This window comes from Anabaena sp. PCC 7108, from assembly GCF_000332135.1.
Taxonomy (GTDB): domain Bacteria; phylum Cyanobacteriota; class Cyanobacteriia; order Cyanobacteriales; family Nostocaceae; genus Anabaena.
On the sequence record NZ_KB235896.1, the window covers coordinates 1,393,393 to 1,409,570 of the forward strand.

19 protein-coding genes are annotated in these 16,178 nt (G+C 35.9%); 9 read left to right on the forward strand and 10 right to left on the reverse strand.

The features are described from left to right. Positions 1-7 precede the first annotated feature (7 nt). The 6 genes from ANA7108_RS0107025 to ANA7108_RS0107050 all read left to right on the forward strand — a co-directional run bounded on the left by ANA7108_RS0107025 (position 8) and on the right by ANA7108_RS0107050 (position 4,792). On the forward strand, positions 8-439 hold the full coding sequence (locus ANA7108_RS0107025) for a type II toxin-antitoxin system HigA family antitoxin (protein WP_016950064.1): 432 nt from the start codon (positions 8-10) through the stop codon (positions 437-439). Then, the gene (locus ANA7108_RS0107030; protein ID WP_144052363.1) at positions 432-734 is read left to right on the forward strand and encodes a hypothetical protein; all 303 of its coding nucleotides are present in this window, start codon (positions 432-434) and stop codon (positions 732-734) included. Before ANA7108_RS0107025 ends, ANA7108_RS0107030 begins: the two co-directional genes overlap by 8 nt. Continuing rightward, the gene (locus tag ANA7108_RS0107035; RefSeq protein ID WP_016950066.1) at positions 731-3,112 is read left to right on the forward strand and encodes a phosphoketolase; all 2,382 of its coding nucleotides are present in this window, start codon (positions 731-733) and stop codon (positions 3,110-3,112) included. The genes ANA7108_RS0107030 and ANA7108_RS0107035 overlap by 4 nt, the downstream gene beginning before the upstream one ends. Positions 3,113-3,225: 113 nt before the next feature. Continuing rightward, entirely contained in the window at positions 3,226-3,726 is a 501-nt protein-coding gene (locus ANA7108_RS0107040; protein WP_016950067.1) for a DUF29 family protein, read from the forward strand. 22 nt (positions 3,727-3,748) lie between these two features. Then, positions 3,749-4,267 (forward strand): DUF29 family protein, encoded by a 519-nt coding sequence (locus ANA7108_RS0107045; protein WP_016950068.1) that lies wholly within the window; start codon positions 3,749-3,751, stop codon positions 4,265-4,267. A 6-nt stretch (positions 4,268-4,273) separates the two neighbouring features. After that, positions 4,274-4,792, forward strand: coding sequence for a DUF29 family protein (locus ANA7108_RS0107050; protein ID WP_016950069.1), 519 nt, complete (start codon positions 4,274-4,276; stop codon positions 4,790-4,792). A gap of 207 nt (positions 4,793-4,999) precedes the next feature. On the opposite strand, the gene ANA7108_RS29525 is transcribed toward ANA7108_RS0107050, so the two are convergent. Both ANA7108_RS29525 and ANA7108_RS0107060 read right to left on the reverse strand, forming a co-directional pair. After that, entirely contained in the window at positions 5,000-5,110 is a 111-nt protein-coding gene (locus tag ANA7108_RS29525) for a DUF4277 domain-containing protein (protein ID WP_016950070.1), read from the reverse strand. 205 nt (positions 5,111-5,315) lie between these two features. Further along, complete coding sequence (locus ANA7108_RS0107060; RefSeq protein ID WP_016950071.1) at positions 5,316-5,909, reverse strand: Uma2 family endonuclease; 594 nt, start codon at positions 5,907-5,909, stop codon at positions 5,316-5,318. Between the two features lie 276 nt (positions 5,910-6,185). On the opposite strand from ANA7108_RS0107060, the gene ANA7108_RS0107065 reads away from it, so the two are divergent. Both ANA7108_RS0107065 and ANA7108_RS0107070 read left to right on the forward strand, forming a co-directional pair. Further along, positions 6,186-6,512: a hypothetical protein gene (locus ANA7108_RS0107065; protein ID WP_237741495.1), complete on the forward strand. Its 327-nt coding sequence runs from the start codon at positions 6,186-6,188 to the stop codon at positions 6,510-6,512. Then, complete coding sequence (locus ANA7108_RS0107070) at positions 6,506-6,880, forward strand: type II toxin-antitoxin system PemK/MazF family toxin (protein ID WP_016950073.1); 375 nt, start codon at positions 6,506-6,508, stop codon at positions 6,878-6,880. The genes ANA7108_RS0107065 and ANA7108_RS0107070 overlap by 7 nt, the downstream gene beginning before the upstream one ends. Before the next feature lie 37 nt (positions 6,881-6,917). On the opposite strand, the gene ANA7108_RS0107075 is transcribed toward ANA7108_RS0107070, so the two are convergent. The 8 genes from ANA7108_RS0107075 to ANA7108_RS0107110 all read right to left on the reverse strand — a co-directional run bounded on the left by ANA7108_RS0107075 (position 6,918) and on the right by ANA7108_RS0107110 (position 13,482). Then, on the reverse strand, positions 6,918-7,319 hold the full coding sequence (locus tag ANA7108_RS0107075; RefSeq protein ID WP_016950074.1) for a type II toxin-antitoxin system VapC family toxin: 402 nt from the start codon (positions 7,317-7,319) through the stop codon (positions 6,918-6,920). Next, entirely contained in the window at positions 7,316-7,603 is a 288-nt protein-coding gene (locus ANA7108_RS0107080) for a hypothetical protein (RefSeq protein WP_016950075.1), read from the reverse strand. The genes ANA7108_RS0107075 and ANA7108_RS0107080 overlap by 4 nt, the downstream gene beginning before the upstream one ends. A 322-nt stretch (positions 7,604-7,925) precedes the next feature. Further along, on the reverse strand, positions 7,926-8,252 hold the full coding sequence (locus tag ANA7108_RS0107085; RefSeq protein WP_026104026.1) for a type II toxin-antitoxin system RelE/ParE family toxin: 327 nt from the start codon (positions 8,250-8,252) through the stop codon (positions 7,926-7,928). Positions 8,253-8,254: 2 nt separating this feature from the next. Then, positions 8,255-8,518: a type II toxin-antitoxin system ParD family antitoxin gene (locus tag ANA7108_RS0107090; RefSeq protein ID WP_016950077.1), complete on the reverse strand. Its 264-nt coding sequence runs from the start codon at positions 8,516-8,518 to the stop codon at positions 8,255-8,257. Positions 8,519-8,852: 334 nt separating this feature from the next. After that, a complete protein-coding gene (locus ANA7108_RS0107095; protein ID WP_016950078.1) occupies positions 8,853-9,740 on the reverse strand; it encodes a hypothetical protein in 888 nt (295 codons plus the stop codon). A gap of 199 nt (positions 9,741-9,939) precedes the next feature. Beyond that, positions 9,940-10,329 carry a GxxExxY protein gene (locus ANA7108_RS0107100; protein ID WP_016950079.1) on the reverse strand — a complete coding sequence of 130 codons (390 nt, stop codon included), beginning with the start codon at positions 10,327-10,329 and terminating at the stop codon, positions 9,940-9,942. A gap of 90 nt (positions 10,330-10,419) precedes the next feature. Then, on the reverse strand, positions 10,420-12,633 hold the full coding sequence (locus ANA7108_RS0107105; RefSeq protein WP_016950080.1) for a hypothetical protein: 2,214 nt from the start codon (positions 12,631-12,633) through the stop codon (positions 10,420-10,422). Positions 12,634-13,239: 606 nt separating this feature from the next. After that, positions 13,240-13,482 (reverse strand): hypothetical protein, encoded by a 243-nt coding sequence (locus ANA7108_RS0107110; protein WP_016950081.1) that lies wholly within the window; start codon positions 13,480-13,482, stop codon positions 13,240-13,242. 1,118 nt (positions 13,483-14,600) lie between these two features. On the opposite strand from ANA7108_RS0107110, the gene glgA reads away from it, so the two are divergent. Next, positions 14,601-16,079 (forward strand): glycogen synthase GlgA, encoded by a 1,479-nt coding sequence (glgA, locus tag ANA7108_RS0107120; protein ID WP_016950083.1) that lies wholly within the window; start codon positions 14,601-14,603, stop codon positions 16,077-16,079. Positions 16,080-16,178 lie beyond the last annotated feature (99 nt).

Consider the following 16,178-nt stretch of genomic DNA (forward strand, 5'->3'; position numbering starts at 1 on the left):
TCTAGCTATGCACATTATCAGCAAAATTGGAAACAAGACCCTTGGTACACCTAAAACATATCTAGAATTGATTACCTCCTTTACTCCTCGAAAAATTACATCAGAAGAAGAACTAGCTACAACTCAAAATATCATTGATTCTTTATTAGATCAAGAAAATTTAACTCCTGACGAACGAGATTATCTGCATTTATTAGGATTGGTAGTATCTGAATATGAAGAACATCATTATCCTGTGGCTGACATTTATGGAATCGAATTATTAAAAGTATTACTTGAAGAATTAAATTTAAAAACAAAAGCTTTAATGCCGATTTTTGAAGAAGAAACTATTTTATCTGAAGTTTTCAGTGGAAAACAACAAATGACTGTTAATCACATAGATAAACTGGCTAATTTCTTTCATGTTTCTCCTGCAATTTTTTTTAAAAATGTTTAAGCAGCAGGTTCTCCATGCTTTTAAAAATAAATTACACCAAAGTATCAAAACATCTCAACAAACTTCTCAATTTATTACTAACAAATGTTGGGTTACGCTGTCGCTAACCCAACCTACTTTTATTTTAAGAAAAAATAACTTTAAAATCATTTCCTCCTCTTTGCGTCTGGAGCGTGAGATAAAAAAAATATTTAACTTTGCACCAAAAAAATTAATCACAGGTAAGATGACACTGAGTCAGCAAATCAATACACTGACACCATTCGTGCAAATACCATTTTGGAGTTTAAAATGACCTTAGCAAGCACTCCACAAATAAAGCCATTATCAGACACAGAATTACAGAAAATTAACGCCTACTGGCGTGCAGCCAATTATCTCTCTGTCGGGCAAATATACCTCCTCGACAACCCCCTACTGAGAGAACCACTCAAACAAGAACACGTCAAACCGCGACTGTTAGGACATTGGGGAACTACACCAGGGCTAAACTTGATTTACGCCCACCTCAACCGAGTCATTAAAAAATACGACCTCAGCACAATTTACATAGCTGGCCCCGGACATGGTGGTCCCGGACTTGTCGCCAACACCTACCTAGAAGGAACTTATAGCGAATATTACCCCAACATCTCCCAAGATGCTGGAGGAATGCAGAAACTGTTTAAACAATTCTCCTTTCCTGGTGGTATTCCTAGCCACGTCGCCCCAGAAACCCCTGGTTCTATTCATGAAGGGGGAGAATTAGGTTATGCATTAGTTCACGCCTTTGGTGCTGCTTTTGATAACCCTGATTTAATCGTCGCTGCGGTTGTTGGAGACGGAGAAGCAGAAACCGGCGCATTAGCTACCAGTTGGCATTCTAACAAATTCCTCAACCCTGTTACTGATGGCGCAGTTCTACCAATTCTGCATTTAAATGGATACAAAATTGCCAATCCTACAGTATTAGCACGGATACCCCACGATGAACTAGAAAGCCTATTTATCGGCTATGGCTATAAACCTTACTTTGTCGAAGGTTGCGACCCGGCTGAAGTTCACCAAAAAATGGCAGCAACTTTAGATACCATCATTCAAGAAATTCAAGGTATCCAAAGAGAAGCGCGGGTACATGGTTTCAAAGAACGATCGCAATGGCCTATGATTATTTTGCGGACTCCTAAAGGTTGGACTGGTCCGAAAGAAGTTGACGGGAAGAAAACAGAAGATTATTGGCGATCGCACCAAGTCCCCTTTGGTGATATAGCTGGTAAACCGGAACATCTGCAACTTCTAGAAGATTGGATGAAGAGTTATAAGCCAGAAGAACTCTTTGATATTAACGGTACACTCATTCCTGAACTCGCAGAACTAGCGCCCCAAGGTCAACGTCGCATGGGTGATAATCCCCACGCAAACGGCGGTATTTTGCTGCGTGATTTGATTATGCCCGAATTTGAAGATTATGCTGTACCTGTTCCTTCTCCTGGTAAAGCGATCGCAGAAGCTACTAAAGTTAGTGGTAAATTCCTGCGGGATATCATGAAACTCAATGAGGAAAGCCGCAACTTCCGAGTTTTCGGTCCTGACGAAACCGCATCAAATCGTCTTGATCCAGTATTAGAAGTCACAAACCGTACTTGGGTAGCCCAAACTCTCCCGGAAGATGACCATTTATCACCCAATGGTCGAGTCATGGAAATGCTTAGTGAAACCAACTGTCAAGGATGGTTAGAAGGTTATCTTCTCACAGGTCGTCATGGTTTCTTTTCCTGTTATGAAGCATTTATTCATATCATTGATTCCATGTTCAATCAACACGCCAAATGGTTGAAAACAACTCGTGAAATTCCTTGGAGAAGACCAATTTCATCTTTAAATTATCTGCTAACTTCCCATGTTTGGCGACAAGACCACAACGGTTTCTCACACCAAGATCCTGGTTTTATTGATCATGTAATTAACAAAAAAGCCGAAATTGTCCGCGTCTATTTACCACCTGATGCGAATACTTTGCTATCAGTTACTGACCATTGTTTAAGAAGTCGTAATTATGTCAATGTTATTGTTGCCGGCAAACAACCAGCATTACAATATTTAGACATAAATTCGGCAATTAAACATTGCACAAAAGGCTTAGGAATTTGGGAATGGGCTAGTAACGACCAAAATAGTGAACCTGATGTAGTTATGGCTTGTGCTGGTGATATTCCCACCTTGGAAACTTTAGCAGCAGTGGATATTTTGCGTCAGCACTTCCCAGATTTAAAAGTGCGGGTTGTGAATGTTGTTGATTTAATGACACTACAGCCACAAAGTGAACATCCTCACGGTTTAAGCAGCAAAGATTTTGATATTATTTTCACAACTGATAAACCGATTATCTTTGCTTTTCATGGTTATCCTTGGTTAATTCATCGTCTCACTTATCGTCATACTAACCACAAAAATCTTCATGTCCGTGGTTATAAGGAAGAGGGAACAACAACGACACCTTTTGATATGGTGGTAATGAATGATTTAGATAGATTCCATTTAGTGATGGATGTGATAGACCGTGTACCCAAATTAGGTTCTAAAGCTGCTTATGTGAAGCAAAATTTACAAGATAAGTTGATTGAACATAAGCATTATATCGAGACTCACGGCGAAGATATGCCAGAAATCCGCGATTGGACTTGGCCTTATTAGACCCTAAAACTAACTGTTTCCAGAACCCCGACTTATTCAAGAAGTCGGGGTTCTAATTTCTGAGTTTTTTTGTTATATTAATCTTAGGTAGTTAGCCTTTGAGGTTAAGAGAAATGACACAGGAGTTAATAGACCTCAGAAATAGTATTTTAGCAGGACGTTATCAAGATGCGTTAGCTATTGTAGACGAGTTAGAGGGGATGAGTAAACAAGCAATTTTACGCAATATTCAATCATTTTTACGAGTGTTATTCATTCATTTGATTAAAATTCAAATAGAACAGCGTTTAACAAATTCATGGTTAGCATCTATTCGTAATTCCCTCATTCAAATTAAAAAGATCAATCTTAAAGAAAATAAAAAATCATATTACATTAATCAAGATGAATGGGATATTTATTTAGCAGAAGAGATGGAATTAGCAATAGGTGATGCCAGTTTAGAAGTTATGAATGGCAAATTTACCAGACAAAAACTTTCGCAAATCTTAGATAAACAACAGTTAATATTAACTACCACGGAATTAATTTACTTCACCTATAATTATCAAATCCGAGAATTACCAGATATTATAGATGAATATATAAGTAAATTACCTGGTGCTGAAGATTGACAATGAGGATAAAGGGAAAAATATGACACAGGAATTAATAGATCTTAGAAATAGCATTGTAGAAGGGCGTTATGCTGATGCTTTGGTGATTGTGGATGAGTTGGAGGGGATGAGTAAAAAGGCTATTTTACGACAAATTAAATCTTTTCTCAAGGTGTTATTAATACATTTGATTAAAAATCACATAGAACAACGTTTGACTAATTCCTGGGCTGCTTCTATTCGTAACTCATTAATAGAAATTCAAGATATTAATCTTAAGGAAAATAAAAAATCCTATTACATTAATCAAGATGAATGGGATAGTTGGTTAGACCAAGAAATTGAATTAGCGATAAGTGATGCTAGTTTAGAAGTTATGAATGGTATCTATAATGAATTTCAACTAGCAGAAATGGTAGATAAAAATCAGATAATTTCTACTGGCTTGAAATTTCTGGAATTGACATATTTACATTCGGAGAAAGAGTTACCAAAAGCTATTACAAATATCTTAATTCAATTACCTGGTGGTGAAGACTGGAAGTTAGGTAAAAGGTGAAAAAAGATGACTCAGGAATTAATCGACCTCAGAAATAGTATTTTGCAAGGACGTTATGCTGATGCTTTGGTGATTGTGGATGAGTTGGAGGGGATGAGTAAACAAGCTATTTTACGCAATATTGAATCGTTTTTAGTGAGATTAATAATTCATTTGATTAAAAATCAAATAGAACAGCGGTTAACTAATTCTTGGGCTGCATCAATTGAAAGTTCAATTCTAGAAATTAAGAAATTGAACTTGAAAGATAATAAAAAATCTTACTATCTTAATATCAATGAATGGCTGGAAATATTAGAAGATGCTATAGAGTCAGCAATTCGTCCTGCAAGTTTAGAAATAATGAATGGAAAATTTCAAAGACAACAAATTTCCCAAATGTTAAACAAACCACAATTAATATTAACTGCAACTGAGTTAATTAACTTGACTTATAATTATCCAATTAGAGAATTACCAAATATTATTGATGATTATTTAGGTGATTTACCTGGTGGTGAAGACTGGAAGTTAGGGAGAAGTTGAGAAAATAAATATGACTCAAGAATTAATCGACTGCTTTGGCTATTGTCGATGCTGATGGTGCTGAATGGATTTGGAAACGTATTCCTCCACTTTTAGAACGGTTGGGTTGCCCATCTGAAACCCACATTCCGCAGATGTGACTCAGATTATTAATAGTTTTGAAAAATTCCTAAATACCTGACAATCTTTTCACGTTCCTCTGTTAAATTACTCATTTTTATTCACTTCTTCTACCAATTCCATTTCGTCTATTATTCCCGCTACTATCCCTAAATGGTCTATATTTAGGATCTGCATGGCAACTTGAGGCTCTTTCATGTTTTTTCTCTTTCTCTACTTCACGCTTATTATTTTACAAATACAAAGCCTGAAATGATTATCAGATAATCATTTCAGGCTTTTTAATTTTACAATTCATAATTATTTAATCTGCTTCAATATCTGCGGAATGTGGGTTGTAATAAGTTCGTTATTAATGGTGGGTATTGTTGGGTTTATCTGCGTCAACCCAATATACAAACTACTACTTTTTAATACCTTTAATAAATGCTGTTCTCGCATCAATAATAGAAGGCATTAAAACACAACTCGCCAATAAATATATATCTAAATCTGGCAATAATTCACTTTGATTAATTTGCTCATAATTATCGTTTTTAAGATGATATAAATACAATTGATTATTTTCCCAAAACCAGACTTCAGTAATATTAAAACGTTTGTATTTTTCTAGTTTATCAATACTGCCACTGGTAATATTAACCTCAATTGCTAAATCTGGATTTTCCTTTTTTTCTCCGATGTAATAAGATTCATCAGGTTCAAAGGAAGCACTCTTTTCTTTTGCGCGACGAGTAGCACTACCTACTGGGATGAAGTTTATACCTTTTTCAAAAAAGTATAATGCTAAGAATATAGCAATTACACTTCTAATAATTTCGTGTTGTTCACCAAGTGTCATAAATTCGATGCACCCATCAAGATAAGTTATCCGCAAACGTCCTGGATCTGCGGTTAAGGTTTCTATTGTTTCAAATTCCTCCCAAGTGTAATAACTAGGTAGAAGAAATCGCTGTTCGGAAATTGTGGTGGTTTTGTTTAAGGTTTGGATAGTCATAGTAATTTTATGGTTATGACTTTAATCTTGATTATAGCTTATTGTCAAAGATCCCCGACTTCTTTTCAAGATTTTTCTATCATATCCATAATTAATCTTAGAAGTCGGGGATCTAAATCAGGTGAGGTGAATATTTTCAGGTGTATCTGTGATGGTTCTATTGTCTTCTCTTATTTACATGATAGTTGGTGATGGTTGGGTGAGATGATGTGAACAAATACAGGGTTTTTATAGACTAATCCACCATCATTTGATATAATGTAGAATAATGATCGCATGATGATAAAAGCAATGTCACAGGCAGGATTAAATCTATTTATTCCGATGGAGTTATTAATTAACTCCTTGAATGCGCTAAGTTTATCAGAAAAACGGCAAATTTCGCAGCTTCTTAATGAAGCTATTGCTGATGCTGAAGAGGAAAATTGGCAAAGAGATGAAGAGACTAAAAAAGAAATTCAATTAGTGCGTGATGAATATGCAAATGGTAATTACAGTGAATTTAGTAATATCAAAGAACAGTTGAAACAAGGAGCTATTACAAGAGCGGAACGTGATTTAGGATTAGTTGAAGAGTGGTTTAATTTGGAAGAAGCGTGTTAAGTAAAGGAAAAATTATCTATCCCCAACGTGGTGAAATCTACTTGGTTAATTTTGATCCCACTATCGGTTCAGAAATCAAAAAAACACGACCAGCTTTAATTTTACAAAATGACGTTTCTAATCAATATAGTCCTATAACTATTGTAGCTGCTCTTACTTCTCAGTTTACAGAACCCTTGTATCCTACTGAAGTGCTAATTAAAGTACCAGAAGGAGGTTTACAGGTTGATTCTGTTGCGCTTCTTAATCAAATTCGTTCTATTGATAAACAAAGATTAATTAAACGGTTGGGTGTTCTGGAATCAGTCACAATGGAACAAGTAGATAAAGCAATTCAGATTAGTCTAGGTTTAGTGAATTTAACATAGGTTATTATTTCCAGTTATACCACTACCAGGAACTTTTTTAAGGTGCAATCCAGTTTTCTAATTTTAGCTCAGAAATTCGGCTATAATGACGAGTGTTATTAGTTACTAAAATATGGTTTCTAGTTATTGCAACACTAGCAATTAATAAATCAAAATCTGCTACTGGTTGTCCTGTTTTTCTAAGTTCGGCTTTTAATTCTCCAAACTTTTTGACAGCGTTATTATCTAAATTTATAACTTCTATATCTTGAATAAATTTTTCTGCACGAGTTAAATTTTCTGCTACTTTTTGAGAATTGTAAGCACCAAAATACAGTTCAGCAACGGTGATGTTGCAAATATAAATTTGCTCCCATCCTATTTGTTGAATTTTGTCTCTGACGGAATTAACATTTTTAATCCAGTAGATGCAGGTGTCAGTATCTAATAAATAATTCATAAACTAATATTGTAGTTAGAAATAGTTCGGCTATCATAAATTTCTTTAACTATTTCTGCTGCTGTGCGTTCATCTTCCCAAGCACCATATTTTTCTATAAATGTGTCTAGTGGATGTGGTTTTGGTTTTTGGGTAGATGAGAAAGTTATCTCATTTTCTATGAGTTGATTTTCTGGTTGTGGATAGCGTTTTTTGAGTAATTGAATAAAATCAAGTAGTAAGATTTGGGCTTCTTCTGGTAAGTTGTCAATATCTTTAGATATTTCTGCAATTTTTATTACCATCATTAACTCCTCAATTGAGTAAATTTTTTCGGTATGATTCTATTATAAACTACACCCCAAAGATCCCCGACTTCTTTTCAAAATTTCTCTATCATATCCATAATTAATCTTAGAAGTCGGGGATCTGAATCAGGTGAGGTGAATGTTTCCATGTGTATCTGTGATGCTTCTATTGTCTTCTCTTATTTACATGATAGTTGGTAATGGTTGGGTAAGATAATGTGAACAGATACAGGGTTTTTGGGTTGTAATCAGTGCGTTATTAATGGTTGGTATTGTTGGGTTTCCTTGCGTCAACCCAACCTACTAACTTACTACTTCCTCATATTTCTAAATCCTCATCTAATATTGTTTCAATGTCTCTTGCACCATGAATAACTCGCAAAATATCAACTTCTAATTCAGTGATACGATAAAAAATCAGATATTTTCTAAATCCTTTAATTGATTGTTGTCGAATATCTGCTAAATTGGGATGAGGAAATTGACAGATTTTTCCCATAGCTGGAGTTTTAGCTAATTGTTTAAATGTTGTTTCTGCTGCTATTAAAAAGCGGTCGGAAACGTCTAAACTGTCTTCTGCTATGTAGGTAGCTAAATCTATCAAGTCGCGGATAACTTGAGGTCTTTTTTTAATTGCAAACATCATGGCTAATTTGCACTTTGACGTTTGTTAGTTTTTTCACGAACTGCTTGACGAATATCTTCCCAATCTTGAGCAGTCATTTCTGTTGCATTTCCTGAGTTTAATCCTTCTAAGAGCATGGTTTGTAGTCGTTCGTTTGCTCTTTGTTTTTGGTCTTGTCGCACTAATTCCCGAAAATATTCACTAACGCTGCTGTAACCACCTTGCGCTACCTGTTCTTCTATATAATCGCGCATGGTGTCAGGTAAGGAAATATTCATACTTTTCATAATGTGACTTCCTAAATCTACTTTTTTATATTATGGCAGGCTTTGTCATTTTCTGCCATTATAATCAAGATAAGTATTTATATTTAGTAGTTATAGTAGCCAAAGATCCCCGACTTCTTTTCAAGATTTTTCTATCATATCCATAATCAATCTTAGAAGTCGGGGATCTAAATCAGGTGAGGTGAATATTTCCAGGTGTATCTGTGATGGTTCTATTGTCTTCTCTTATTTACATGATAGTTGGTGATGGTTGGGTGAGATGATGTTAACAGATACAGGGTTTTTGGGTTGTAATTTAGTGTTATTAATAGTGGGTCTCGTTCCTTAACCTAACTTATGGAAATACTATTCCAGTAACATTTGCACTATTCGTGTAAGTATCAATACCAGGATTCGGTTCTACTCCCAATTTATTGTAAAATAGTTTAACAAACTTCAAGCTTGAATCAGCAGCCCATTGAGCGCAGCCATGTCCCAAACACCTGTCAGGAAAATAAGCATTTCCACCTTCAAGTAGAGGATTTTGAATAAATTTATTTGCTGATTCCAATGCGTGAAAATTCAGACCATTAAACTTTTTTGTTATTGGTATTGATTCAATGCTTGAGCTTCTTACAATCATTTGAGGCTTATAGTGCATTAGAACATTACGTATTTTAATCAATTCATTGATATCTTGATAAGGTGAACTATCTTGTTCTAATGCATCTTTTTCTGCTATGCTTAAAACCATTTGAAATTTCTCTAATGTACGTTTATTTTCAATCAAATTATAAGAAATTGCTTCTTTCGCACTTGGATTCTGAACATCAATTTTCCATAGTATTTTTATTTGTGATTTAGTATTATAATCGAGTTGTTTTGCATAGTATCCATTAGGAAATTCTACTATTTCTGCAAATAGCTCATTAATTGTTGCTTCCAGAAATGCCACGGAAGAAAAAATTGCTGACGTTACACACGCTCTATGTTGCTTAAAATATTTGTCCAATATAATAATTCTGTCTTGTGGCTGTCTTGTCGCACGTTCATTTTGATATACCTGTTCAATATGCTTACTCAAATTAGCAAAATAAAAAGCTGCATAAATGTGATATAGAGAGTAATAAACCCATTCATTTGATATGATACCAAATCCAAAACCAATACCAAAGTTAGCTTCTATAGCTGCTAATTTTTCATTGTTGTTATCTGAAGAAGTGTTTTCGGTTTCGCTACTCATTAGGTTTTAAGCTCCAAGTTTTATTCTGACTATAAAGCGAATGTATTACAAATGTAGAATAAACTTATATTTTTCACCCAAAATATAGTTTTACAGTTGCTCATGTCCTACAGTAAAAGATAATGTTTTTATAGTTTTAATAAATGACACTCCTCTAATTATGAGAAACGCGGATAAACGCAGATAAACGCAGATGGGTTTAGAAATTACGGACAACACGCTTTATCTCTACTTTGGGATTACCAAAATTAATTAATAGACATAGAGTAAGTCCAGAGGCTTTAAGATAATTCATACATTGGGCAAAATTCTTACTATCTAGTGCTGTTACTGCCTTTAACTCCACAATAATAGCATTCTCTACCAATAAATCAGCCCTATAGTTACCCACAACTATACCGTCGTACCAAACTTCCAGTATTTTTTGTTGCTCAACCAACAAAGAAGTTTTGCGTAACTCATGTACTAACGCATTTTCATAAACCGCCTCCAAAAAACCAACCCCCAAAGTATTACCCACCTTAAAAGAACACCCAATAACCTGCTCCGTAACCCTATTAAAATCTAATCTGCGTTCATCTGCGTTCATCTGCGTTTCCCTCCAATAAAAAATCAGCAAATGTACGCAACCAAACGCCAAATCATCCGCGTTTATTTGCGTACATCTGCGTTCTAATAATTAATGCACCAACTCAATAGCCCGCTTAGTCAACGCCTCCGCAGTCAAGCCATTAAACGCCATCAACTCACCCGCACTAGCCGTAGTTTCCCCACGCTTCCAGGCGAAAGAATCACGCTTAGAATTACTGCGTAACATGATAGGTTCTAACATCGCCGCAGCGCCACCTGTGATACCAATTAAGGCATCTCCACCAAACAATTGCTCAAAATCGGCATCACTTAAAAAACCGTTATCTGGTTCAGAACAAGTATCCCAAGCAGTATCATGAGGACGATATAAACGGCGAGGATTGATAATAGAAACAATCTTCACACCAATACCTTCAGTTTCTAAAAATGCCGCCGCTTCAAACACAGGAATTAAAGTCAAATCGCCAATTACAGCAAATACAACAGTCTTCCCACCAGCCACTTCATGTAATAACACCGCACCATCATTTAAGCCTTTTTCAGTTTGGGCAAAGGTGCTACGAATTGGCAAAGGAGACTTACTAGCAGTAATGACAATGCCCTTATTTTTTGTTTGCAAAGCCCAGTCATAACAGACTTGAATACTGTTAGCATCTGGGGGAAATAATGGGAAGACATTTCCTGTTCTCATCAAAGAAGCAAAATAAGCTTCAATTTCTGGTCTTTGGTGAGTCCAACCGTTGCGTCCTTGTTCTAAAGCCCCGGCTGTAAATAATGTAATTGTTGAGGGAGTTTGACGGCGTAATTCTGCCATTGCTTGGGTGACAGTTTGCCAAATTGGTAAACCATTGATGGCAAAAGATTCGTAAGAACACCACAAAGTTCTCGCCCCCATTAAGGATAAACCAGCCGCTAAACCAGCACAAGCATCTTCGCTCAAAGGTTCGTAAACTTGACCTCCTGGGGCTTGATGATAGGTATCATCTGTGGTGGGGTGAATGATTTTTAATGCCTCATTAATATTACCAATTCCTGAAGCGGCGTTACCATCGGCGTTAGTCACGAGGAAATTTTTATCCTTATTTCCGACTATTCCTACTAACCTTCCCATTGCCGTTGTTGCCACTTGGGGAACTGCCCCAACCTTATATTCTTCTAATGGTAATTCCCCTAAATCTGCTAAGGGTAATTCAAATTCTGTCACCACAGTTTTCGCAGCCGGACCACCTCCAGCCCGTTCGGCATTTGTCCGCACAATTTGCCATGCTGCGGCTGATAATGCCCGTTTTTGTAATGCGGTGACAATATGGGGCGCGTCTAATGTATCTTTAGGATAGAGGTTGTGTGATTTTGCCCCCAAGGCGTGAACCCCTGCCCCTTTGAGTTGTTTGATAATAAATACGGTCAATTTACCGCTAAGTGCTGAACGGGCGGCTTTATCCATGCCGACTAATACGGCTTTGGTAAATTCTAGGCGGTTGGCAAAGGAAAATGCGGTACTATCAACATATTCACCGGGTTGATTTTGGTCGTCAAAATCTTTAGCATTGACTAACACGACTTCGGCAAAACCGTTACCTTGCCAATAGGCGATCATCTCTGCGTTGGTTTTCAGAGATACCATGCTGTGGTGTTCTTGGCTGTAACCGTTCCACACCAACACGGGTAAGAAGTTGGTAACGGTGGGGTAAGCGGTGTTGAAATGTGCCATTGAACTCATGATATAGGGTTCACCCAGTCCCCCGTCTCCCACGGTAAAGGGGAAGAGTTTATCACGGTGCAACAGTGCAGCAGACATGGCAAAATGTTGTCCTTGTCCCAGGGGTCCAGCCGGTGCGAGAATACCGGGAATGTAGCCGGAAAGGTGTCCTAATAATCCATGCTTTTCTCGAAAGCGATCGCGCAATTGTTGTACAGTAGAAATGCCCATGTCTTCTAAGGAACGGTCTAAGAACATGGCACTATAAAAACCGGGGGCGTGGTGTCCCACTTCGGTGATAATGTTTTTATGTCCCAGCATGACCAAAGCTGCATAAGCTTCCGCTTGGCTGGCAAAACCGCCGGGATGTCCAGAAGCCTTACTACCAGTAATTTGTAGGGTTAGGTAGCGCAGGGCATCAGCCGCGAGTAGAGTTTGATATACTGCATTTGGATCTGTGGGGGAGGCGATCGCACTCTTGCCCGATTCTATCACGGGAGTTGCCCCATATTTTTCAAAATCTGGCAATGCTTCCCCAAAATATTGTATCCCTTCACAAAAATTCGGAACTGCGGAAGATGCCTTTGTCGTAATAGCTGTCATGCTGAGTACCTTAATAAAATCAGAATAAACTTGTAATGTTTGTTCAAGTTAATAAAGATTTTACATCTTTCAGGTTGTAATACCAATTTTCTATAAAGATGAAATAAATTATTTAGTGATTTAATTTGTGTCGTCAGCGTTCTTGCAAAACTTGGTATCACAATAATTCCACCTGAGTTTATAGAAATGCTAAAAAAGCCAGTTAATCTATAGCAATCATCAATAAATCCAATTTGAAAAATGATAACAAAAAATTATTATATAAAAAGGTATTTCCAATCTCAAATGCTCTAATTTATGAGATTAGATTTGTAAACTCATGAAGTTAACTGAAAAATCAATATCTCAACCTAAGTATTTATATACAAATAAGTATTGTAGGGTGCGTCAGATATTACAAATCTGTTTATTAATAGAATTTATGGAGTCTGACGCACCCTAAGTATCTTTTCATAAATCAAATATTATTCCTATACAAATAAGGGATTAGCATTACTAACCCCCTCAGTACAAATCTAATCAGAATTTTATGGAATAGATAGATATCCTCTAAAACCTCTTTTACATCCCTGATATTTGAGAACAAGAAATGATACTTACAAGTAATTAAACTACCAAGTAGATATTTAAATTGGAAAAATCAATTGTCAGAATTTTGTTGTTGTAAAAACCGAATGATGTAGTTGATAATTTATTTTCCCAATCAGGAAAAGCACTTAAATAAAAATCCTTTAAATTACTATTCCATAAAGGTATCAAACTATTACCTCCTACCGTAGACTCCATTTCTTCTAAAGCTAGTTTGCGAAAAAGTGTATTTACTTCCACGGAATGTGATTTATGATTCATGATTACAGCCCTTATCTTAATATTTGAATCAAGAAGTGAACGGTTATATAAATTGAATGAAGGTAAAAAAATCAAACAAAAATGCCCTGAGATGTTAGTTTTTACCTGTAAATAATCAATATCTGTCTAAGATCATGACATTAAAATGAATTGATCAAAATATATATTGACCGGGAAAAGTCTATAGTATTGACCTTGTTATCACTGAATCCACCACTCCCTTCACCTGGAATAGGAATCGTCGATGGCCTATTACTAGTAATAGTACTAGTAAAATCTCCAGTATTAGACGTTATAAAATAATTATTAATACCACCGAAACCACCTCCCGATACAGTCTCTGTCTCAGCTATAGATAGATCATAAAAAAGGATTTTTTGATCCTGACTATTTAAATTGGAAATTACTATTTTTTTCATTAAATTATTCTCCGGTTTGAGAGTTGACTTTACCTTTATATTTTTACATTACCAAATTATAAAGAATATGAATTTTCAATAAAGACAAAAGTTTTTAGACATTATTTTAGGACATTAATCAATATATTTTGTCTTTAAAAATAAGAAAAAATAAGGCAATGAAAGAGTGGAAAAATAGACAAAAAATAAACAAAAAATAAATTATTTTACAGATTATCTCAAGACATATTTACATGAATTTTGTCTATAATTCTAATAATTGTTCTAATTAATATTTTTTAGATGCCCAAATTAAAGATTATGTAAACATTCAACAAAATCCAAGTTTTATGCACATTAATTGAGGACATATTTCCATAAATTTTGTCCGATAATTGCACATTATCATAGCAGTTGTTGGCAAAGTTGTGAACCCCGTCTACATTAGGTTAGATGTAGTAATTAACTCACGGACGATTACAAGTTATAGGAGATACAAACTGTAAATTAAAAGTTTAAATTTAAATCAAATTAAAAATTAAATTAAAAATTAAATTAAAAATTAAATAAATCGGTTCCTAATTACATGAGGTGTATCATAGTTCGCTCCTCACTTGCGGGGTGAGTTAAAACATTATCTAATATCTTCCTTGTCAATGAGTATATTTTTCATATACTGCTATATAGTAAACATAAAATTTTGTGAAGCGAGGACTAGGAATGTACATAGTACAAATTGCCTCAGAATGCGCTCCTGTGATTAAAGCAGGAGGTTTAGGGGATGTTGTATATGGACTCAGCAGAGAATTAGAGAATCGAGGAAATACAGTCGAGCTAATTCTGCCTATGTACGATTGTATGCGCTATGATCATATTTGGGGGTTACATGATGCCTATCTGAACTTGTGGGTTCCCTGGTATGGTGCAGCGATTCACTGTTCTGTATACTGCGGTTGGGTACATGGTCGGGTTTGTTTCTTTATTCAACCCCACAGTGAAGACAACTTTTTTAATAGAGGTTGTTACTATGGTTGTGATGATGACAATATGCGCTTTGCATTCTTCAGCAAAGCAGCTTTAGAATTTCTGCTGCAAAGTAACAAAAGACCAGATATCATCCATTGTCATGACTGGCAAACCGGTTTAATTCCCGTCATGCTTTATGAAATTTACAAATATCATGGTATGGAATACCAACGAGTTTGTTACACCATTCACAACTTTAAACATCAAGGTATGGGTGGTGTGGAAACTCTAAAAGCAACCAATTTAAATCGACCAGATTATTACTTCCAATTGGATAAACTACGCGATAACTTTAACCCCTTTGCTTTAAACTTTATGAAAGGGGGGATTAATTACTCTAATGCAGTCACCACAGTTTCACCTAACCACGCAATAGAAGCTCAAACCAGTGATGTTGGTTGCGGTTTAGGTCATACATTGCATTTACAAAAAGATAAATTCACTGGAGTTATCAACGGAATTGATTATGATTTCTGGACTCCCGAAATTGACCGTTACATACCCCATCATTACAGCCGGAATGATTTTGAACAAAAAGCATATAACAAGAAAGCTTTACGAGAAAGGCTGATGCTAGGTCATGCTGATAAACCAATCGTGGCTTATATCGGTCGATTAGATAATCAAAAAGGTGTGCATCTTGTTCATCATGCTATTTATTATGCTTTGAGTAAAGGAGCGCAATTTGTCCTACTAGGTTCAGCCACAGAACCAGCAATCAATGCTCATTTTCAACATGAAAAACAATTTTTAAACAATAACCCAGATGTACATTTAGAACTAGGGTTTAATGAAGAATTATCTCACCTCATTTATGCTGGTGCAGACATGATTATTGTTCCTAGCAATTATGAACCATGTGGCTTAACTCAGATGATTGGGTTAAAATACGGTACTGTCCCGATTGTGCGTAGTGTTGGGGGACTAGTAAATACAGTCTTTGATAGAGATTATGACCAAAATCTACCGCCAGAAAAACGTAATGGTTATGTATTCTATCAAATGGATAACCACGCACTTGAATCAGCAATGGGACGGGCAATTGATTTGTGGTATCAGCATCCTCAACAGTTCCAGAAACTAGCTATTCAGGGTATGGACTATGACTACTCATGGAATGCACCTGGAACAGAATATTTAGATATCTATGATTGGATTAGACACAAGTGGTAAGTCATACCAATTCTATGTAAAGCTGTGCCAAATTTATTTGGTAGAGACGTTCCATGAGTAGGGATTCTCGGTTTTACTACAAAGGATAAATCGCATCTT